This window comes from Bifidobacterium sp. LH_417 (assembly GCF_056357035.1).
The window spans coordinates 103178-124080 of record NZ_JBKEVI010000005.1 but is presented as its reverse complement, the minus strand read 5'-3'; the positions used below and the strand labels follow the sequence as shown (position 1 = coordinate 124080).

At 66.0% G+C, this 20903-nt stretch carries 15 protein-coding genes and 1 tRNA gene; 8 read left to right on the top strand and 8 right to left on the bottom strand.

Going from position 1 to position 20903, the window contains the following annotated elements:
- Nucleotides 1-15: 15 nt before the first annotated feature.
- From AC1AYR_RS05055 to AC1AYR_RS05040, 4 genes are all read left to right on the top strand, one after another.
- Nucleotides 16-89 (top strand) — tRNA-Pro (locus tag AC1AYR_RS05055).
- A gap of 104 nt (nt 90-193) precedes the next feature.
- Nucleotides 194-1390, top strand: a complete 1197-nt coding sequence (locus AC1AYR_RS05050; protein WP_476511696.1) for an MFS transporter — start codon at nt 194-196, stop codon at nt 1388-1390.
- Nucleotides 1391-1464: 74 nt separating this feature from the next.
- On the top strand, nt 1465-3846 hold the full coding sequence (locus AC1AYR_RS05045) for a DUF4037 domain-containing protein (RefSeq protein WP_476511695.1): 2382 nt from the start codon (nt 1465-1467) through the stop codon (nt 3844-3846).
- 11 nt (nt 3847-3857) lie between these two features.
- Nucleotides 3858-4553, top strand: a complete 696-nt coding sequence (locus tag AC1AYR_RS05040; protein ID WP_476511694.1) for a DUF4125 family protein — start codon at nt 3858-3860, stop codon at nt 4551-4553.
- Nucleotides 4554-4598: 45 nt separating this feature from the next.
- On the opposite strand, the gene AC1AYR_RS05035 is transcribed toward AC1AYR_RS05040, so the two are convergent.
- The 3 genes from AC1AYR_RS05035 to AC1AYR_RS05025 form a co-directional block, all read right to left on the bottom strand.
- Complete coding sequence (locus AC1AYR_RS05035) at nt 4599-6407, bottom strand: alpha/beta hydrolase family protein (RefSeq protein ID WP_476511693.1); 1809 nt, start codon at nt 6405-6407, stop codon at nt 4599-4601.
- 123 nt (nt 6408-6530) lie between these two features.
- The gene (locus AC1AYR_RS05030; RefSeq protein ID WP_476511692.1) at nt 6531-6932 is read right to left on the bottom strand and encodes a hypothetical protein; all 402 of its coding nucleotides are present in this window, start codon (nt 6930-6932) and stop codon (nt 6531-6533) included.
- Nucleotides 6925-8877: a PspC domain-containing protein gene (locus AC1AYR_RS05025; protein WP_476511691.1), complete on the bottom strand. Its 1953-nt coding sequence runs from the start codon at nt 8875-8877 to the stop codon at nt 6925-6927. Before AC1AYR_RS05025 ends, AC1AYR_RS05030 begins: the two co-directional genes overlap by 8 nt.
- 125 nt (nt 8878-9002) lie before the next feature.
- On the opposite strand from AC1AYR_RS05025, the gene AC1AYR_RS05020 reads away from it, so the two are divergent.
- The 4 genes from AC1AYR_RS05020 to AC1AYR_RS05005 are packed head-to-tail and all read left to right on the top strand — an operon-like array spanning nt 9003 to nt 14729.
- Complete coding sequence (locus AC1AYR_RS05020; RefSeq protein ID WP_476511721.1) at nt 9003-10412, top strand: ATP-binding protein; 1410 nt, start codon at nt 9003-9005, stop codon at nt 10410-10412.
- A 23-nt stretch (nt 10413-10435) separates the two neighbouring features.
- Nucleotides 10436-11197, top strand: a complete 762-nt coding sequence (locus AC1AYR_RS05015) for a LuxR C-terminal-related transcriptional regulator (protein WP_476511720.1) — start codon at nt 10436-10438, stop codon at nt 11195-11197.
- Entirely contained in the window at nt 11198-12643 is a 1446-nt protein-coding gene (locus AC1AYR_RS05010; RefSeq protein ID WP_476511690.1) for a hypothetical protein, read from the top strand.
- A gap of 4 nt (nt 12644-12647) precedes the next feature.
- Nucleotides 12648-14729, top strand: coding sequence for a DUF6541 family protein (locus tag AC1AYR_RS05005; RefSeq protein WP_476511689.1), 2082 nt, complete (start codon nt 12648-12650; stop codon nt 14727-14729).
- Between the two features lie 315 nt (nt 14730-15044).
- Here AC1AYR_RS05005 and AC1AYR_RS05000 read toward each other — a convergent pair whose 3' ends face one another.
- The 5 genes from AC1AYR_RS05000 to AC1AYR_RS04980 form a co-directional block, all read right to left on the bottom strand.
- The gene (locus tag AC1AYR_RS05000) at nt 15045-15200 is read right to left on the bottom strand and encodes a hypothetical protein (RefSeq protein WP_476511688.1); all 156 of its coding nucleotides are present in this window, start codon (nt 15198-15200) and stop codon (nt 15045-15047) included.
- A 546-nt stretch (nt 15201-15746) separates the two neighbouring features.
- Nucleotides 15747-16094 (bottom strand): HNH endonuclease signature motif containing protein, encoded by a 348-nt coding sequence (locus tag AC1AYR_RS04995; RefSeq protein WP_476511687.1) that lies wholly within the window; start codon nt 16092-16094, stop codon nt 15747-15749.
- Between the two features lie 803 nt (nt 16095-16897).
- On the bottom strand, nt 16898-19516 hold the full coding sequence (locus tag AC1AYR_RS04990; RefSeq protein WP_476511686.1) for a toprim domain-containing protein: 2619 nt from the start codon (nt 19514-19516) through the stop codon (nt 16898-16900).
- Between the two features lie 112 nt (nt 19517-19628).
- Complete coding sequence (locus AC1AYR_RS04985) at nt 19629-19820, bottom strand: helix-turn-helix domain-containing protein (RefSeq protein ID WP_476511685.1); 192 nt, start codon at nt 19818-19820, stop codon at nt 19629-19631.
- A gap of 259 nt (nt 19821-20079) precedes the next feature.
- Complete coding sequence (locus AC1AYR_RS04980; protein WP_476511684.1) at nt 20080-20901, bottom strand: hypothetical protein; 822 nt, start codon at nt 20899-20901, stop codon at nt 20080-20082.
- Nucleotides 20902-20903: the final 2 nt, after the last annotated feature.

Below are 20903 nucleotides of genomic sequence, written 5' to 3'. Positions count from 1 at the left end.
TCCCCCGTTGCCAAACGGGCTGTAGCGCAGCTTGGTAGCGCGCTTCGTTCGGGACGAAGAGGCCGCGGGTTCAAATCCCGCCAGCCCGACAACTGAGGGAACCGCTGAGAAATCAGCGGTTCCCTTTTTTCATATGAATCACCGGGAGCCGCCGGCGCGGCAACAGGCCCCGGCATAAGCACAAGGGGAAACCATGAAGACAACCATGCGCAGTCTGCTCGCATTGGCGGCCGGCGCGTTCATCCTCGGCGCGGCCGAGTTCGTGATGATGGGCATCCTGCCGCAGGCCGCGGCCGCGACCGGCGTCGACATCCCGACGGCCGGCCATTACATCTCCGCGTACGCGATCGGCGTATGCATCGGCACGCTGATCCTCGTGTTCGGGCGCAAGGTGCCGCCGAAGAACCTCATCATCCTGTTCATGGCGATCGCGCTCGTCGGTAATACGATGAGCGCGCTGTCCGTCAACGCTGGGTTCCTCATCGTCGCCCGGTTCATCTCCGGCCTGCCGCACGGCGCGTTCTTCGGCACGGCCACGCTCATCGCGAAGACCCTCGCCGAGCCGGGCAAGGAGGCGCAGTCGGTCTCGGTGATGGTGACCGGCCAGACCGTGGCGAACATGCTCGGCGTGCCCGCGGGCACGCTCATGGCCGAATTCCTCTCGTGGCGTCTCGCGTTCGGCATCCTCGCGGCGTGGGCGGCGATGACGATCGCGCTCACGCTCGCATGGATTCCGTTCGTGCCGCCCGTCAAGGACACCGGCATCCTCGGCCAGTTCCGTTTCCTGCGCCGCCGCGGCCCCTGGGTGATTCTCGCGGCCGTGTTCACCGGCAATGCGGGCGTGTTCTGCTGGTGGAGCTACGTCTCCCCGTGGCTGCAGAAGACCGGCGGATGGTCGAGCACGCTCGTCCCGTTCCTCATGATGCTCGCCGGATTCGGCATGGTCGTCGGCGGCATCATCGGCGGTCGCATCACCGATAACTGGCGTCACGCCGGCACGGCGGCGCTCGGACAGTTCATCTCCCTGCTCGGCCTGCTCATGGTGCTCGTCGTGCCCGGGAACCATGTGACCACCGCGATCCTCACGTTCTGGATCGCGTTCGGCCTGTTCTTCGTCTCCGCCCCGCAGCAGCTGCTGATGACGGAAGCCGGTCAGGGCGGCGGCGAGCTCATCGCCGGCGCCGCCGTGCAGGTCGCGTTCAACTTCGGCAACGCGGTCGGTTCGATCGTCGGCGGCGCGATGCTCACCGCGTTCTCGATGGACTACCGGTTCACCGGACTCGGCGCCTTGCCGCTGAGCGTCATCGCCGTCGCACTGTTCATCTTCTACTCGTGGCGCTGCGAGACCGACACCGACGCCATCCATCGCATGCGCGAGATCCACGTGTGAATGCGGTGATGTAACGACACTCACATCGTCGCCTAATAACGGTCACAGTACGCTGGAAGTCGGTGATGCACGACATGAGCGACAAAGGGGACGTACCGATGGGCGACGATGAGGCGATGAGCACGGATCTGGAGGCGGCGCTGGAGCGGATGGCGGCGAAGCACGCGCACGACTTCGGCGATCCCGACACTCCCGACAATGCCGACGACACGTCGAACGCCGACGACGCCGTCGCGGCGACATTCGACGTGAACGCGTTCCTCACCGGACTCGACGCGATCTTCGCGGCGCACGATGCGGCACAGAAGGCGGGACCGTATCTTCAGCAGGCGGCGATCGACGCGGAGAACGCCGGCGACGAGGCGGGACTGCTCACCGTGCTCAACGAGACGATGGGCTTCTACCGGTCGCAGGGGCGGCATGACGAGAACCAGTGGATCGTGCAACGCGCCATCGAACTCGCACTGCGCATGGGGCTCGAAGGCGGCGAAGCGTGGGCGACGACGCTCATCAACTGTGCGACCGCCATGCGCGCGGCGAAGCATTACGACCAGTCGGAGGACCTGTACCGGCAGGCGCTGGCATGCGCGGAACGCAACTACGCCCCGACGGACCGCAGGCTCGCCGCGCTGCACAACAACCTGTCGATGCTGTACAGCGAGACGGACCGCATCGGGCAGGCGGAGGCCGAGCTGCGCGAGGCGCTGCGCATCATCGAATCGTCGAGCGTGAACCCGGACGAGGACATCGACGTGGCCTCGTCGCATACGAACCTCGCGCTCGTATTGCTTCAGGAGGGCAAACTGGACGAGGCGGACGCCCACGCCTCGAAGGCGCTGGAGATCTACGCGACCGGGCACCTGGAGCATTCGGCGCACTACGCGTCCGCGCTGGCCGGACTCGCGCAGGTACGGTACGCGGAACGGCGGTATGCGGACGCGGCGGCGCACTACCGTCGCGCGCTCGCCGTGATCGAGGAATGCTACGGCACCGACACCGACTACTACCGGATCACCAAGGCGAACCTCGCCGAGGCCGAAGCGAAGGCGGCGGAGTGCGCGCACGACGGCACCGCGGACGGCGCGCCCGGGCGCGACACCGCGGACGGCGCGACCGCGAACCACCCTCAGTCCGCTCCGCGGACAGTTCCCGCCAGCGGGAGCGACAATGACACCACCGCGTCACCGCACGACGCCGACTCCCCCGTGCCCCAGCACGACGCCGGCTCCCCCATGCCCCAGCGCAACGCCGGCTCACCCTTGCCCCAGCGCAACGCCGGCTCCCCCTTGTCTCCCGCTGGCGGGAGGTGGCACGAAGCGCCGGAGGGTGGTCGCCCGGCCGTCTCCGGCCTCAAGCTCGCACGCGCATACTGGGAGGAGATCGGCCGCCCGATGATCCGGGCGAAATACCCTCAGTACGCGGACCGCATCGCCGCCGGCCTCGTCGGCCACGGCTCGGAATGCTACGGCTTCGACGACGACTATTCACGCGACCATGATTTCGGCCCGCGCTTCTGCCTGTGGCTCACCGACGAGGATTATGCGGCGATCGGCGCGCGATTGCAGGCCGATTACGACGCGCTCCCCCGTGACTTCCGCGGCTACGTGCGCCCGTCCGCCGCAGCGGAGCCGATGCCCGCGTCCGCCACACACGCAGGCGCAGACGCCACCCCCACCGCCGCGACCGCAGACACCGCATCAGTCACACCCTCCGCATCCCCGCTCACGCCGCGCGCGCAGGGCGCGTTCCGGCGTGACGGCGTGTTCCGCATCGGCGATTTCTTCGAGTCGATCACCGGATACCGCAAGGCACCGGCGGCCGACGCCCCGCACGAATGGCTGATGCTCGACGAGGCGACGCTCGCCGCCGCGACGAACGGCCAGGTGTTCGCCGACCCGCTCGGCGCGTTCTCCGAGGCACGCCAGGGTTTCAAGGACATGCCGGAGGACGTGCGCCTCGCCCTGATCTCCAAGAGGCTCGGCATGATCGCGCAGGCCGGGCAATACAATCTTCCGCGCAGTCTGCAGCGCGGCGACGGCGCGGCCGCATGGCTCGCGATCGCCGAGTTCACGGATGCCGCCGCCTCGCTCGTGTTCCTCGTCAACAAGCCGATGGTCGCCGGCTATCTGCCGTACTACAAGTGGCGGTTCGCCGCGCTGCGCAAGCTATCCGACGGCATGTTCGCCCGGTTGGGCGACGTGTGCGGCAAACTCGAATCGGTGATGCGCCTCGCCTCCGCCGCCTGCTACGGCGGCGCCGGGTTCGGCGAGGGCGGCAAGGGATCGGCTCCGGCCGCCGACGAGATCGCGCGCATCGTGGAGGACGTCGCGCAGTCCGTCGTCACGGAGCTGAAACGCGAACATCTCACCCGCTCCGACGAGACCTTCCTCGAATGGCAGCGCCCGTATGTCGAGGAGCATATCGTCTCCGACTCCCCCATCCTGCACAGCCTGTAAGGAGACCTCCGATGACCGACACCACCAACACCACCAAACCTGCCGACACCACCAAACCTGCCGACACCACCGAATCCACCGACCTTGCCGCCCTGCGCGAGCGCATCGTGCGCCTGGAGTGGAACCAGTTCCAGCGCACGAACAACGAGGGCGGACGCGCCGCATGCCAGGGCAACTGGCCCGTGTTCCACCAGATGCGCCTCGCCCAGTTCCTCACATGGAACCGTCCGCTGCTCGAATCCTACGCGGACGACCTCGATGCGGCGGACCACAAGGGCCGCAATCTCGTCACCGAGAAATACGGGCGCATGATGGCCTCGACCGCGCCGGACGACTACGCGCGGAACATCGAACCGTACATTCCGCGGCTGTCCGCGGGCCGTGTCGCGCGGCAGGAGCGCGTCATCGCGACGCAGGTCGCGTGGGCGCGCGACTTCCGCGCACGCTACCCGCGACTCGGCGAGGCGATGCGCGTGCTCACCACGAGCGAGGACACGCCTGCCGCGACGTCGTTCGAAACGTATCTGCGCGGCGAACTCGGCACGTATTCGGATCGCACGTTCGCGCTGTACGAGGCGATGATCGCCGGACGCGCGGCGTCGGGCGAAGGCCGGGGCGCCAACATCACGGAGGAGACGCTGCTGCACACGGTACGGCTCGGCGGGTTCGCGGATCTCGACGAGGCGGAGGCCGCGCAGGCCGTGTGATCGACGCGCCTCACGGCACGCGACACGGCACGCAACGCACGCGGCTCACGGCGTGAACAGTCCCCAGAATGCCATGACGACGAGCGCCAGCAGCATGCCGGCGAGCGCGAGCAGCGCGGCGAGCCAATGCCATCGGCCGACGAGCCACGTGGAGTGGAATCCGGCCGTCGGGTAGATGCCGTGCGCGATGTAGGCGCGGCGAATGCGCCACGCGTCCGCCAGTCGCACGATCAGCCATGCGCACATCACCGCGCAGAGCACACCGCCTGCGCGCAATGCGACGAATCCGACGCGCATGAGGCCCGGATCGTGACGTACCCATAACGCGTTCATCCCCACGTAGGAGAGATATCCGGCGAGCGCGAGCATCATGGCCGTCGATACGCCGATGCCCCATCCGATGATGCGCCGCAACGCGTTCGAATAACCGACGGTGCGCACGTACGCGCGGCTGGTGCCGGGCCATGCGCCGGCGTCCGCATCGTCGCCGTGACCGCGGGCGGCGTCACGCTCGGCGTTCCCGGCGCGACGCCGCCCGAGCGCGGGAAATCTGCCGCGCAGGCCGCCGGTCACGCTGGCGGCGCCTCGCGCCCGCAACGCGGCGAGGCGCCGACGACGCGCGAGATCGGCGCAACCGAAGCCCGTCGCCATGATGATGACGACCAGATAACAGCCGAACACGGCGGCGGTGAGCGCGACGAGCACGCCGAGCGAGCCGATGATGCCGGACGACGTGTCGCGTGGTGCGACGACCTGCTGGCGTGGCGTCGCACCGGCGATCGACGGCGTGCCCCAGCCGTCCGCGCCGGTTCCGGCGGCGATGCCGTTCACCCAGTCGGCGAGGTCGCGCGTGTAGCCGTCGGCGAGCGGGAGACCGGCGGTGAAGAGTCCGCGGCCGGCGCGCATCTGATGGTTGGCGGCGTAGTAGCGGACGGTCACGTTGCGGTTGCCGTGGCGCGCGGTGTCGCGGATGATGGTGCGCGCGCCCTGCTCGATCGGCATGGCGGTGTCGTAGACGCCGTAGGCGACGAATACGGGCATGGTGAGCGAATCGCGTGCGTCGTCGGCGTCGAAGTCGGCGTAGTGGAGGTCGAACGGCGCGAAGTCGAGGGAGAGGAGCTTGGCGACGTCCTTGACGATCGGCTGCGGCGCGCCGGCCTGTCTCGCGTAGGCGCTCGCGGCCATGGCCATCTGTTCGCGGCCGTTGTAGACGGGCGCCGAGGCGAGGATGCTGAAGGCCACGTCGCGGCGTTGCGAGGTCATGAGCATGGAGATCCACGTGCCTTCGGATTCGGCGTACAGTCCGGTCTTCGCGGAGTCGACGCCGGGGATGAGTTCGAGCAGGTCGAGTGCGGTCGTGTAGTCGCGTGCGAACCGTGCGTAGTCGCGGTGGAGCAGCGTGTAGTCGGTGGTGCGTTTGGCGGGGACGAGTGTGACGATGCCGGCGGAGGCCATCGCGTTGGCGATGTCGCCGAAGTCGTCGGCCGTGCCGGTGCCGGATCCGTGGATGAACAGGCATGCGGGCCGTCTGCCGGGAGCGTCGATCGGTTCGCGCAGGATGGCGGGCACGGTGCCGCCGTCGTCCAGATGGATGGTGAGTTCACGCGTGCGCGTGCGGTAGGTGCCTTGATGGTCGGCGAGGAAGGATGACGGTGCGGGGTTGTCGGCGGGGTTCGGGGACGGCAGTGCGGCGGGATTCGCGGCGATGGTGGTGTCCGTGGAGGCGACCGTGATGTGGTCGGTGTACGGCTCCAAGCGCCACTGCGGCATCATCAACGTGCCGAGCGCGGCGAGCGCGAGGAGCAGGACGACGGCGGTGCCGACGATTCGCCCCGTCGTGCGCCACACGCTCATCGCCTGCTCCTTCCTGTTTCGCTGTGCGCCACTCTAGTTGTCCCGCATCCGGGACACGCCTTCGTGGGCGCCATGGTCTTGGTCGCTCCTCCGTCCGACCGCCCGCGGCGGCCGCCTTTCCTGTCAGAGGGAGGCGGGTTCGTTCGGCTTGGGCTTCTTCTTGCCGGCCAGCGACTTGACGATGGCCCAGACGACGGCGATGACGATGAGCGCCACGCCGACCGCGCCGAAGAACAGGGCGGTGATGGTCTGCGGGCCCACGCCGAGCATCCACGCGGTGACGTCGGGCATGCGCAGGCCGAACAGCAGTCCGAACGCTCCGACGAGGATGCCCGTCACGCCGAACACGATGGTCGGCACGCTGGGCCCGGTCGGGGTGATGGTCGCGGGCTGAGACGCGACGGGAATCGGCTTGTCGAACACCTGCTCGGTGGGCGGGGCGATGTCCGGCTTCATGTCGGCGGGCGCGGGCATGGCCTGCGTGTCGACGGTGTCCGGGGTCTTGTCGTTGGTGGTCTCAGTCATCGGAGTGCTCCTTCTTGTCGGTCGTGCCGGAACCGGACGAACCGTTGGCACCGGTTTCGCCGGAGGCATCCGTGTCGCCGTTCTGCACGGCGTAATGCTTGCGCGTGTCGGCGTCGACGCCGGACAGGTCGCCGCGGCTGACCTGCCTGACGAATGCGGCGTAGTCGGGCAGCAGCATCTCGGAGGCGTAGCGCACGGTCACCTTGCCGGACGCGCCGGAGGTGAAGTTGACGAGGAACGAGCTTTCGTCGGTCTTGCCGTTGCCCTGCCAGTCGTAGTCGGCGGGATCGTAGCCGTCCGGCTTCATCATGCTGTCGTCATCGGAGTCGCTGGCACCTGCCATGTCGTCGAGGAACGGCAACGCCAGCGTCGTCTCGCCGTTGTTGTGCACGATCGAACTGTAGCCGCCGAGCGACACGGACTGCGTGTAGACGAATCCGCCGGAGCCGAACGCGTACGGGCAGCCGTCGGGCAACGTGATGTAGACGTGGGCGTTGTTCACGGACAGGTTGATCTGCCCGGCCGGACATCCGGCCTTGTACTTGTTCGCTTGGTCGCCGGCGTAGTTCCAGTCGCCGTACTTGCTCAGGTCGATGTTCGCGGTGCTCAGGGCGTAGTCGTCGCCCTGGAAGTGGACGCCCTGTTCGAGTCTGCGAAAGGTCTTCGGACTGGAGTCGGACACCCAGTAGTTCATGTTCGCGCTGATGGTGGAACCGTTGCCGGCCGGGTCGGACCAAAAATCCGTGACGGCGTTCTTGTCCAGCCGCGCCTGCATGGCGATCATGCCGTTCGCGTTCTCGGAGGCGTAGTTGCCGGTGCCTGAGGAGAGCTCCACTTCGGTGTAGCCGTCAGGGACGCCGTCGACGTATCGGGTGGCGTAGCCGACGACCCCGGTGGAGAGGATCATGCAGCAGGCGGTGAATCCGGCGATGAGCGCAAGCGGGATGAGTCCGCCGGAACGACGGCCCATCGCGCCGAGCACGACGAGCAGCACGCCCATCGCGACGCATACCGCGCAGATCCACACAGTGGCCATCGTGACCGCGTTGATGACGCTTTCGCCGGTGTGGTAGTCGGCGAGATTGCGCTCCGCGCCGAGGAACACCGCCGCGCCGGAGACCAGAGTGAGTCCCATGACGATCAGCACGATGAACGGTCCGGCCGGCTTGCGGCGCGCGCGGCGCGGCGCGGGCGCGGCGACGGTCGGGAAGGCCGTCATCGCAGTAGCGGACGCTCCCATCGGCACGGGTCCCGGCGCGACGTAGGCACCGGTCGGCGGCACCTGCCCGGGAACAGGGCCGGAAGCCGTCGGAGTACCGGGATCCGGACTTTGGAAGGCCGCCGGATTCGACGGATTGCTCACCGGAAAGGATGCGTTCGTCGCTCCTTGGGCGGGAACAGGCCCGAACGCGCCTCCGCCAGGATACGCGGGACCGCCCGGATATCCGTTAGGGGCTCCCGGCGCCGCACCACCCGGATACCCGTGCGGCGGCACCGGACTGTACGGCCCGTTCGGCCCCTCCTTGCGGTAGCCGTATCCGTAGCCGTGCTGCTGGCGCATGCCGCTCTGGCAGATGGCCCACAACGCGACGGCGGCGACGCCGATCGCCACCCATCCGGCGCCGACGATGACCACCGCCACGGCGAGCATCACGAACGCGCCCAGGCAGTTCCAATCCCACCGTCCGGCGACGAGCTCCTCGGCGAGGATGCGCCCGTCGCGCGCGTCCGGCAGCATGAGCCACGCGAACGCGTACAGGGCCGCGCCGAAGCCGAACAGGAAGGTGAAGACGATCATCAATGCGCGCACCAACGTCGGGCTCCACCCGAGGCGGGCGGCGAAACCGCTGCACACGCCGCCGAACCAACGGTCGTCGCCGCGCACCACGCCGGAGGCGCGGAACCAGGCGAACACCTTGGGCAATATCTTGTTGTTCTCGTTCATGTCTCCATTACATCAGCCGCACGCTTGCACAACCGTCGGGGAAACCCCTGATTCTTCCCTGAACCCCGGCTAGGAATCCCGATTCGGCACCCCGAAGCGGGCACAATGGAGGCATGACCGCCTCCATGAACCAGCCGGACCCGCGCATGGCATCCCCGGCGCCCCAAGCATCCCCGGCGACACCGCCGCCCCTGCATCCGGCGAAGCTCCCGCTCATGCGCCCTCGGCGCGGCCGCCGCATCGCCGGCGTATGCAAGGGCGTCGCCCTGCACCTCGGCGTATCGGCCGCCCTCGTACGCCTCGCGTTCGTCGTACTCGCCTTCATGGGCGGCGCGGGCATCGCCGCCTACCTGTTCCTGTGGATGTTCGTACCGGCCGGCGACCCGTTCGCCGCGGCCGCCATCCAATCGCAGGCCGCGGCGAACGTCGCGAACGCGCCGCTAGCCTCCGGCAACCGCGATATGGCGACCGGCCGCACACGCGCCGAATCGGACGCCGCGACGGTGCACGGCTCGTCGGAGAGCATGGTCACGGCGTTCAGGAACGTGCCTCTGCCGGCGCTCGTCGCGTGCATCGGCGTCGCGCTCGTCGCGATGAGCGTCGTGCTGGGCGGCACCGACCATGCCGACCTCATCGTCCCGCTGCTGCTCGCCGCATGCGGTCTCATCGCCGCGTGGTCGCGCTTCGACGCGAAACAAGGCCGTCTCCCGACGATGGTCGCCGGTCTCATCCTCATCTTCCTCGCCTACGTCGCCTACGTGACGACCGTCATGTATTCGGGCACGCCGTTCCCCCGACGCATCATCGCCGCCGGATTCCTCATGCTCGTCGGCGTCGTGCTCGCGATCCTGCCGTGGGCGGGCGCGACGCTGCGCACGCTGACCGCGGAACGCGCGATGAAGGAGCGCGAGGAGGAACGCGCCGACATGACCGCGCATCTGCATGACGGCGTGCTGCAGACGCTCGCGCTCATCCAGCTGCACAGCGCCGAACCGGACACCGTGTTCACGCTCGCGCGCGGCCAGGAACGCGAACTGCGCGCGTGGCTGTATCAGGAGCGCGTCACGTCGGACCGTTCGGTGAGCGCCGGCGTGAAGGCGATCGCCGCCGAAGTGGAGGACGGTCACGGCCGCGCGATCGACGTCGTGACCGTCGGCGACGCGCGTCCGAGCGCCGCGACGGACGCGCTGCTCGACGCGACGCGGCAGGCGCTCGTCAACGCGGTCACGCACGGCGGCGAGCCGGTGTCCGTCTACTGCGAGGCGGGCGCACGCGAAGTCGAGGTGTATGTGCGCGACCACGGCGACGGCTTCGACGTGGACGCGATTCCAGCCGACCGGCTCGGCATCCGCGAGTCGATCGTCGGGCGCGTGCGGCGACGCGGCGGTACAGTGGAGATCGTGTCGAGGCCCGGGTGGGGCACGGAGGTGCGCATGCGCATGCCGCTCGCCGCCGCACCGAGCGGCGACGGCGCGGACGGCGCGGCGCACACGTCGGGGACGACGGGAACGGCAACGAACGGCAAGGAGCGATGATGGACGGGACGACGAACGACGCGATGACGGACGGAATCGTCGACGCACCGCGCGACGGCGCAGGCGATGGCGCGGGAGGCGGCGAGACCGGCGGCACGCGCATCCGCGTGGTCGTGGTCGACGACCATGAGATGTTCCGCGCGGGCGTGACCGCCACGCTGCGCACCGAATTCGACATCGTCGGCCAAGGCGCCGACGTGGACGGGTCGATCGCGATGATCGCCGCGACCAAACCGGACGTGGTGCTGCTCGACGTGCACGTGCCAGGCGGCGCGGGCGGCGGAGGCGCGGAGATCCTGCTGAAATCGAAGGCCTACTCCCCCGATTCGGCGTTCCTCGCATTGTCCGTGTCCGACGCGCCACAGGACGTGGGCGCGGTGATTCGCGCCGGTGCGCGCGGCTACGTGACCAAGACGATCACCGGCGCGGACCTCATCTCGTCGATCAAGCAGGTGCATGAAGGGTATGCGGTGTTCTCGCCGAAGCTCGCCGGATTCGTGCTGTCCGCGTTCCAAGGCGCGGGCGGTGGGTTCGGCGGTGCAGGATACGCGTCGGGCGGCGCGAGCGGCGCCCCCGCGCACGACGAGGAGCTCGACCGGCTCTCCCGCCGCGAACAGGACGTGATGCGTCTCATCGCGCGCGGCTACACGTACAAGGAGGTCGCCGCCGAACTGTTCATCTCCATCAAGACCGTGGAGACGCATATGAGCGCCGTGCTGCGCAAGCTCCAACTGTCGAACCGCACCGAACTCACCCGGTGGGCGGCCGACCGTAGAATCGTGTGAATGGCATACGAGACTCCCGCCGACACCCCTAGCACCGCACCTGCCGCCGCACCCGGCGTACCCGCTTCCGACGCGGCCGGCACGCACGCGCAATCCCCCGCACGCCCCCGACCGGCGCGCGGCATGCGCAACATGCGCGTGGAGATGCTGCGCGTCGCCGCGATCGTCGGCATCGCCGTGTTCCACACGTTCCAACCATGGTTCACCGTGGTCGCCTCGACGACGCCGATCGACCAGCTGCCGGAAGGACTGCAGCCGGTCGCGGCGAATCCCGTGGCGATGTGGATACTCGGCATGACCGCGCTGCTCGGCGCGTGCGGCAACCACATCTTCTACATGATCTCCGGGTTCTATCTCATCCCATCCGCTGCGGGAAGATCCCTGCGCACGGACGGCACGGGAGATGCGAACGGCAAGGGAAGCACGGACGGCGAGAACGGCGCATGCGACGCGGAAAACCGTCGCACCGCCACCGGTTATTGGCGCGGGCAATGCGCGGCAACGGTGCGACGGGCCGCGATCATCATCCTGTCCGTACTGTTCTACGTCATCGTGTGCGCCGTGATCAACACGGTCGTCCCGGTGCCGCGCTTCGGTGCCATCGGCTGGTGGGGCATGGGACTGGAATTCGTCTGGCTGTATCTCGTGTTCGTGGCCGTCTCGCCGTTCGCCGGCTGGGCGTTCGCGCGCATGGACACACGGCTGCTGCGCGCGCTCGCCGCCGTCGCGCTCACGGTCGTGTTCGCGCTGAACGCGTACATCGCGTTCGTCGCGCCGGAGGGCGGCCGCGGACTGACCGACTGGCGCAAGCTGATGAGCGCCGTCACGTATCTGACATCGTTCCTGTTCGCCGGAATCCTCGGCATGCGCGTGCGCGCCGCGGCCCGCACGCGCGACGAGGCGCGACGAGGCGCGACGATGTCGCCACGGTTCTGGCGGCGTGCGCTGGTCGCCGTCATCATCGTCACGGCGATTCTCGAAGCCGTGTTCGCTGGCACTCTGGTACGCGGCCTGCTCATGGCGATGTCGTTCAAATCGACGTCGCTGGCGTCGTTCCTCGCCGCATGGTTCGCACTGATGACGGCGGCGAGCGGCGGCGAGACAACGGCCGCCCGCGCCGCCGCTCGGTCCGGTGCCACCGGCGGCACCGGACCGAGCGGCGGCACCCGCGGCGACGGGCCGGCGGCGTGCCCGAGGATCGTACGCTTCGCGGGCACGGTCGCATCGGGCATTCTCGGCTTCTATATCGCGCAATCACTGCTCAACGGCCTGTGGCATGACGAGTGCACGGCGTTCATGACATCGATCGCCATGCACGGAGGCTGGCATGTCGCCGCCGCGATCGCGTTCGGCATCGTGTTCTCGATGGTGTTCGTACTCGTCGTGACGATGGTCGATCGGTTCACCCGACAGCCGCTGCTGCGCGCGATGAGGTTGCTGCGCTAGACTGTTGCGCGGTTTCGACGACATTGCAGGATACATTGCAGGATATCGCAGGATTGGTTCCATGACTCACATTCCGATGACTCACCAGCACGATCGCATCACCCGTTGGGCGCCCTTCATAGCCGGACTGATCGGCATGATCGTAGCGTTCTGCATCGTGCTCGCATGGTTCCCGACGGCCGTGTGGGACAAACCGATCCAAGGCATCGACGCGCCGTCGCACTACTATTTCATCCGCAAACTGCTCAACCGCGGGCCGGGCGTACTGCTTACGCTGCAACCGCACGACGGCTTCTACCCGCCGCTGTTCCACACACTCGCGGCACTGCTCGTGAAGGTCGGCGGCATGCTCGGCATTCCCGCGCTCACGGGGAACATGGCGGTCATCGTCGCGGTCAACTGCGTGTGGATCCTCGGCGCCGGCATCCTCTGGCCGCTTGGCATGCTGCTGCTGTGCTCGTATTTCACGCGCCGCGCGTCGATGCCGGTACGATGCGCGCTGGCGGTCGCCGCGCCGATCCTCGCGGTCGGTTCCGGCGTCAACCCGTACCAGATGCTGTACGCAGGGCCGCTGCTCGCCTACGGATTCGCCAGTAACATGCTGCCGTTCCTCATGCTCGCCACTCTGCACCTGTTGGACGCGTTGGAGGACGCGTTCGCGGCTCGCGGGGCTACCGGCACGGCGGAAGGCTCCGCTTCCGGTCCGACACGACGACTGCGACTGCCGGCGGAGCTGCGCGCACGGCTCCTGCGCACGCTCGCGCTGACCATGCTGGCCGGATTCCTCGTCGCCGTCACCCAACCGAAGGTCATCTTCACGTACATCCTCATCATGCTGCCGTTCGTGCTGGTGCGCATGCCATGGAAGCTGGTCCTCGGCGTGTTCGCGACGCTTGCAGTGTTCGCGGCCGCGTTCTTCATCTACGCGTTCACATTCATCAAATCGGACAAGTACTTCCATCCGGAACGCTGGTTCCACACGCACAAGCCGGACATGTCGCTGCGCACGTCGCTCACCTACGCGTTCACCGACGGACTGGTCTCCGGAGACCCCGCCAACGGGCTGATCTCGTTCAACGTGCCGACCGTAGCCGGCTGGGCGATGATGGTGCTGCTCGTCGGTTCCCTGGTGATCGCGGGCATCACGGTGGCGCGCTGGTGGCGGGGGCCGCGCGAGGAATCGGACCGTCACCTCGGCGCGATCGCACTGTCGCTGATCCTGTCGTTCCTGTTCGTCCTGTTCGTGTTCGAGTGCAGTGCGACGTTCACCGGCGCGATCGCGAACATCGCCACCGCGGTCTGGTATCGCAACGAAGTCCGCACGATGACGTTCCTTCCCTACGTGATTCTGCCGCTCATCGCGTTCGCCGCCGCGCGTCTCGACGCATGGCTCGCGTCGCGGCGAGACGACGCGGAACGCGACGATGCGGCGGCCGCGCGCGAAACCGGTTCCGGCGCGGCGCAGACGCGACGCCGGAACCGTCCGCTGCGCGCGGTCGCGGCGATCGGAGCGGTGCTGGTGGCCGTCGCGACGATTACGGCGCCGATCGGCAACCCCGTCACCCGCGAGATGCACGCGGCGCTGACCGACGCGGCCCGACTCGACAAGGTCGATCCGAACGAGCAGCTGACCGGCGACAAACTCGACGCGCTCACCCGCATCGTGGACACGGTCGGCACCGACGCGCTCATCATCTCCGACCCGCTCAACGGCTCCATGTACGGTACGGCGCTGTTGAACGCGAACATGCTGTACCCGGTCTACAATCCGCAGGACACGATCCACGGGGCGATCTTCGGCCAGGTGGAACGCGACTTCGCATCCGGAGACCCCGCGACGATGCTCGCCTCGCCATGTTCGATCACACCGGGACGACCCGTCTACTTCCTCGCGATGGGACCGCAGGCACCGAGTCTGCAGATGTTCACGTACAAGGCACAGTTCTACCAGTTCCATGATGCCGGACTCATCGACACCTACGTGAAGGCCGGAGCGCTGAAGCCGGTGAAGGGCCTCGACCTGACCAGGTACGGTCAGCACGCCAAGGACTGGGGCCTCTACCAGATCGCCTGCCCGGCGCAGTAGGGCGCAGTAACCGCCCCACATTTCGAGCCTTGCATGGCTGGGTTAAGGGGAAAGACGGAAAGAAAAAGGTCTGGGCGTGATGCCCAGACCTTATTTGCGGACAGAGCGAGATTCGACGCAAAATAAGCTCTTACCCGTTGCAATCATTAGCGTGTCGCATAATTACAGAACATGCACGCCCCACATTTTGCCCCACTTCCCACGTTTTATTACGGTATTTCAGGGGTCTCGGAACAGGTTCGCGAGCGCTCGCCGGCATGATGTTCAGGTTACGGGCGCGACGCCCGATAGCGAGCGCCGCGCCTTAATGAGACGCTACACGAGCAGTCTCAGCAGCTGGTAGAGCTGCCATAGGCTGCGCACGTTGAAGTGCGTGCCGTCAACTGTGGCGGTTGCCTCGTGATCGCCTATATGGACGGTCACGGTGCGCCCGTTCACGGTGAGCGTGCCGTGCATCGTGATATGATTCATTTCGTAACCTTTGGTTAGGGGCGTAAGCCGATAACCACATCAAGGCCCGATGTTCCAGCACCGGGCCTTTTTGCTACCAGCTTCCGCCGGTAACGGCCCGTCATATCAACGGGGACACCGCATGTTACGGCGTCGCAGTCCAATCTATCAGCACACACGAATACACACGACAGCGCAAGCCCTGAATGTTTAATTTCGGGAAACTTGCGGCTCGCCTCACCGGCGGTCTGCGACTGCGCCCGTGGGGGTCTCCCCCTACCCCGGCGTATCGGGCTATCCCCAGCGACATAGCGCCAGCATCTCCCCGGCGATTTTCCCACACAACAGGCCGTGACGAACACCGTTAACCGTTAGCAGTCGCCGTTATCGAATCGTTATCGATTGACGTCACGCTTATAGGCGCGAACGCCAATGATTGCAAGGGATTACGGCCTATCCGTGACGTTAACCGTGACGCGTAAAAACGCCGGGGAGAGAACGGCCCTGCGCCCGAGGGGGCCGCGCCGGGGCGGGGCGGGGTGCTTCCCCCTACCCTTGGCGGTCGGTTCACCATTCGCCGCTAGTGCTCAGATCGAGCGTGGTGAACGGTATCGAGGTCATCGGCGGTTGCGGCTTGTGTGCGAGCCGGGCGCGCGCCCAGTCGTCCGTTTTATCGTTCTTGAGCCGGTTGCAGCGCCGGTGCACGAGACGGCAGTTACTGAAGGCGAGCGGGTCGCCGCCACGCGACACCGGCACGAGTTCGTCAACCTCCGCGCTCATTGGGTGCGGCGTCCTCAGGGTCTTGTCTACCGGCTTGCTGCATATCGCGCATGTGTCGTATGCGGCGAGTACCCGCTTGCGTAACTGGGTGCGTCTCCAGCCGTTCGCACGGCGCGGATTGCTGCTCTTGCTCATGGTCTTGTCATCTCTCCTATCCACTAGATCTAGCCGATGGGGGCGCTCGCTGACAGCGCCGCCGCGAATCTTTGAACCCCGCATACTTCTTGCAGACCTCACCGGCGGTCACATCCCCAGCGGGAAATAACCCCCTCCCCCGGTCTCGGGGGATATCGTGACACTCGCTGGATACAGACGGCAAACGTAATCGCGGCAACGGTTCCGGCTTTTTCGTCACCCCGGCAAAAAACGGCCGTCCGGACGGGGGAAAACAGGGATTCGCGGCGTATGCATGATCTGAAGTGCTATCCAGCGGTATCTTCCGCGTCTTATGGGAGACCTCCCCCACCACCGGGCCGGCACGTCGGGGGACGTCCGGCCTCGCAGCACGTTCGGCGTGACGCGAGCGTGACGTGAGCGCGTCACGGTGTGACATGCCGCCGACATGAGGGCCGGCGAGCGCGGCGGCGTTCCGTCGAGTCCTCGCGCGCGATGGGGTACCCGTTGTCGGAGGGAGAGGAAGAGCGGTCATGCGGGTGGTATTCCGACCTCGCGTGGTTTCGGGATTTTACCGCCCCTATCATCCGTCATGCCCGTGAGCGCTTGGGGGTGTGGTGTTGCTGTTGTTTCGTTATCGCACGGGTAGACGCGTCTACCCGTCTACCCGTTGCGGCAGTAGGGTTGACGGGCGTCTACCGTGAGCGTCTACCCGTCTACCATGCTGGACGCCGGACACTGTGGGTAGACGGGTAGACGGTATGGGTAGACGCCCGTAAGCCGTTGCAATCATTGGGGTAGACAGGTAGACGCGTCTACCTGCACTAGGAACCTTCAGACACACGCCATTTCGAGCCCGATATGGTGTCTCCGGCTTGCGTGCATGTCACCTTCGGCGGGTCGGCCTTCGCCATGCCGGCGAGCGCGTCATAGACGAACGGTCGCCATTGGGGGCGCACGCCGTTGCGTATCTGTTTGCCGGTGAACGATTGTCCCCGGCGTTCCTTTGTCGTGAGGAATCGGGTGATTTTGGCGGGCGTGCCTTCGCGTAGTTCCGCCTGTTCGTCCCGTGCCTCGCGGGCGGCGGTTTGCTTCAGCTTCGCGTATTCCGTGGCCTGTTCCCGGCGTGTGGCCTGTTCGGCCTCCATGCAGTGCCGGCGCGTGGCCTGAGAGTAGGCGAGTATTTCGCCGGCAAGCCGCCAGTCGTCCTCGGTCACGGTGTAGGGGTCTTCGCGGTTGGGGTCGAGCCACGGCAGCAATGCCGCCACCTTGAGCCGTAACAGGTTGCCGTGGGCGTCCAAACGGTCGCCAGCCTCTCCCACGAGATTGCGGCGGCGTTCCTCGAACGTCTCGCGCTCGGCGGTCTGCGGGTAGCCGATCTCGCGCAACGGGTATGCGCTGCCGTGGTCTATCATGTTCCACCGGTCTCCGGCGCGGTACAGGGCCTGAATTGTTTCAGGGTCTGCGGGGAAACGCGACATGTCAACCAATGGGGTGATAGGCGTATGCCGTCGCCACTGTTCATAGGTGATGGCATACGCCGGGCTGTCCTGCGTGTACGCCCATAGGATTCGTTGTGGCAATCCGGTTTCCGCCTCGTTGAACAGGACGCCGGCGTTGCCGTACTGCACGCCGGTTATCAAGCCGAACCGGTAGCCGTATCGGGGAGCTGTGAACGTTCCCGCCGCGTACTTGGTGTGCGAGCCCAACGGCTCTCCGCTCCATGCCTTCGTGAGTTCGCCGGCCAGCGTGGAGCCCTGCCGGGCCATGACAGCGCCCAACGCCTTCACCTCCGGGATGGACAGCAAGGCCCGGCTGTTCGCGCACTGCAAGATCGTACGCGCCTTGTCGTCGCCGTTCCCGCTGCCGCTTTCGTCGGCTATGCGCTCGCAGAACATCGTCACGAGTCCTTCGCCGCTGCCGGGCTGGGATGTCACGGCTCCCCGGATATCCGGCATGAGTGTTTCGGCCACGCCTTCGGCAGCGCCCTTGCCCTTGCCGCTGGGCCCCACCAACGCCACGAACAGGTTCAGCGACGCGGGGTGTGTGCCCACGAACGCGGGCACCACCACGTAAGGCGGCAGCGCGGTGGAGACGCGCGCCAGCAAGGCCATGAACACCGCCCAAGGTGCCGTAGACGATTGCCGGGCCGCGTCCCTTATCCGGGTCAGCCACGGCGTTTCAAGCCAAAACCGCTCGAACCGCTCCACATCCCCGGTATCGTCGCCGGCATCGTCTTCCCCGCTCTCCGGGGTGTCCTCGGCCTGTTGCGGGGTGATGGCCTCCAGCAGCTCGAACCATTCGCCCGGCACGTTCGCCATGATCGCGTCCGTCGTGTCATGCGCCCCTCCGGCGGCTTGCACCATTGTGAGAGACTTCACCACCGGGGTGAGCAAGGCAACGATCTGCGAGCGCCATTTAGCGCCCGTCGTGTCCTTGTCTGCAACGGCGATGACGTGAGCGCCGCCCAACGTGGCCTTGACGTTCTCGGGGTCGAGCACGCGCGCGAGGTTGCCGCCTCCACCGGGCGCGGTGGTCGCGGCGTACCCGCAAGCCCACAATACGGCGGCGTCCTTCTCGCCTTCCACGAGGAACACGGGACTGCCGGCCTTCGCATAGGGTGTCACATGGTCGGCCAGCCATAGCGGGTGCTTGCCCTTCGTGTTGCCGTGCTGCCTGATCTGCTTCGCCGGCGAGCGCGACACGGTAAGCCCGTCCCCGTACTCGTAGACCACGCCTCGCGGCGTATCGTAGGCCATGACTTCCAGCCCGTTCGAGCACACGCACGCCCGGTCTAGGCGTAGGGCGCTCGCCAGCTTCGCGGCGTATTCCTCGCCTCCGTGGCAGCTCTTGCACCTGAACAGGGTCGCACGCTGCAAGGGCGCGTACAGGACGCACAGCGCATCCATTTCACCGCATACCGGGCACACGGCCTTGAACGGCCTGAACGTCGGTATGACCTCCAGTCGTTCGCAGATCGCGCGGAACGCTTCGGACAACACGCCAAGCTCGGCAGCGGGCACGCATGGCTTCGGCAGCGCGAACGGCTCCACGCCGCCTGTCGGCCCCGTGGCGGCGTCCCGCGCCGTCGTATGGGGCTTATCCGCGAGCGCTCGCAGTTCCTCGGTGGTGAGCCTGTCCCAGCGGCGTGAGTACGCCTTTCGGGCCGCGTCCCGGCCCTTGGGGGCGTCGTACAGGTCGGGCCAGTCAAGCCCCAGCGCCTGAAGTATTTCAAGCGTAAGGTGCTTGTCCGTGCCGTCGTGTTGGTCGCAGATCATGGTGCAGCCGTCGCCGGCCCTGTAGGTGACGTGCACGCTCGGGCTGTTGTCCGGCTCGTGCACCGGGCATTGCATCATGTAGTCGTCCGTATGCGACTGCCTGACCTTCAGCCCGCGAGCGCGGGCCGCGTCAAGAACGCGTTCTATCGAGGTGGCAGTGGTCATGATTTCACCTCTTCAGCGAGGTTATTGTGTTGGTCGGCGGTAGAATAGGTGTGCTTGGTAAGCCCCTTGAAGCCTTGTGCTTCAGGGGTTTTCTTCTTGAATAGCATGCGGTTCAGCCTTCCACATATTTCACGAGGGACTGATAGGACACAAGGAATATGCGCCCTGACTTGCGAGCTTTGAGCTTGCCTTGGTGGATGAGGTTGTAGGTGCTCTTCGTGTCCTTGAAGCCGAGAAGGCGGGTGGCTTCAGGGACGGTTACAGAGATGGGCTTGAGCGTTGTTGCCGCTGTCGTAGTGGGCATGGGGGTTCCTTCCCGGCGAGCGCATACATGGGTATGCGTCCGCTTTGAACGTAGTGATAGCTAACCCATCGGAATGGCTTTGACGTGCCACAGCCGATGCTCTGTTATTCCGGGATTTTCCGTGTTGCCACGGGTGCAGCTCGGACTCTGCATAACCGTTCTTGTCGGAACGGGGCACGTCTAATGACGTGTCAACACTTAAGGATACAGCAAGACTCGGTGGAATCCAGTTGCCACCGAGTCTTAGCAGTTGTTGGGATTATTTAGCACCGAGTCTCTTTGCTGCTTCGGGGAATGGCGCTTTGCCGTTCTTGTATGCAGCCATGAATTTCTCTAGGGCTTCGGGCACGTTGCCTCCGCTCCACGAGCGTGAAGCACCGACTTGTGAATCTCTCCAATCGTCGAAATAGTCCCAGTTTCCTTTTTCGTGTTCATCTTCGGGGAACCATTCGATGCTTGTGTGCGTCGTGGCTAGGCGTTTCTCGATCTTCCAATGCGCATACGCGATACCCGCAAGCTCCAATATGCCTCTGCATACGAGGTTTTCGTCATCCGGGCTTTTCCTTATGGCTTCCAAGAATGCAGCACAGACACGATTAACGAAATCCTTCCGTCGCCGGCTTTCATCCTCAATCAGCCACTTGTGAAGCTCCGGGTCGTGCTCGATCATGGCATAGCCGCCTTGGTCTTCGACCAATAATCCCGGCCAATCCTTCTCCACAGACAATCTCATTGAGTGAGCGCCAAACTCAGCTATCTGAATGAAGGTTGCGCGCGCCACACTGTCGATTTCTTCGCGCTCGGACTCATCCGTGACGATCTGCCTAGCCTTATGCCAAATCTCCCACATGCCATTAGTACCTAGATTGATGCCATTCATAGTGCCCGCATATCGCGCGTTGTACCTCTCTGCCACCTCTGAAGGGTGCCATGCGCGCTCATCCTCAGCGACACCGGGATTCGTGCGCGTAAGCAGATAATGAATTTCCCAAATGTCATAGCGCTCCAATGTGCCTAACTCCAGCCCCAAGGCCACGAATTTCTTAAGGGTGCGCTTCTGCTCCTGTGTAACCTGCACCATGA

Bases quoted from the DNA above. Each gene is read 5' to 3' on its own strand.
- AC1AYR_RS04995 (WP_476511687.1), bottom strand. From the start codon at position 16,094: ATGAGCAAGAGCAGCAATCCGCGCCGTGCGAACGGCTGGAGACGCACC.
- AC1AYR_RS05020 (WP_476511721.1), top strand. From the start codon at position 9,003: ATGAACCAGCCGGACCCGCGCATGGCATCCCCGGCGCCCCAAGCATCC.
- AC1AYR_RS05000 (WP_476511688.1), bottom strand. From the start codon at position 15,200: ATGAATCATATCACGATGCACGGCACGCTCACCGTGAACGGGCGCACC.
- AC1AYR_RS05010 (WP_476511690.1), top strand. From the start codon at position 11,198: ATGGCATACGAGACTCCCGCCGACACCCCTAGCACCGCACCTGCCGCC.
- AC1AYR_RS04985 (WP_476511685.1), bottom strand. From the start codon at position 19,820: ATGCCCACTACGACAGCGGCAACAACGCTCAAGCCCATCTCTGTAACC.
- AC1AYR_RS05050 (WP_476511696.1), top strand. From the start codon at position 194: ATGAAGACAACCATGCGCAGTCTGCTCGCATTGGCGGCCGGCGCGTTC.
- AC1AYR_RS05040 (WP_476511694.1), top strand. From the start codon at position 3,858: ATGACCGACACCACCAACACCACCAAACCTGCCGACACCACCAAACCT.
- AC1AYR_RS04990 (WP_476511686.1), bottom strand. From the start codon at position 19,516: ATGACCACTGCCACCTCGATAGAACGCGTTCTTGACGCGGCCCGCGCT.
- AC1AYR_RS05030 (WP_476511692.1), bottom strand. From the start codon at position 6,932: ATGACTGAGACCACCAACGACAAGACCCCGGACACCGTCGACACGCAG.
- AC1AYR_RS05045 (WP_476511695.1), top strand. From the start codon at position 1,465: ATGAGCGACAAAGGGGACGTACCGATGGGCGACGATGAGGCGATGAGC.
- AC1AYR_RS05035 (WP_476511693.1), bottom strand. From the start codon at position 6,407: ATGAGCGTGTGGCGCACGACGGGGCGAATCGTCGGCACCGCCGTCGTC.
- AC1AYR_RS05025 (WP_476511691.1), bottom strand. From the start codon at position 8,877: ATGAACGAGAACAACAAGATATTGCCCAAGGTGTTCGCCTGGTTCCGC.
- AC1AYR_RS05015 (WP_476511720.1), top strand. From the start codon at position 10,436: ATGACGGACGGAATCGTCGACGCACCGCGCGACGGCGCAGGCGATGGC.
- AC1AYR_RS04980 (WP_476511684.1), bottom strand. From the start codon at position 20,901: ATGGTGCAGGTTACACAGGAGCAGAAGCGCACCCTTAAGAAATTCGTG.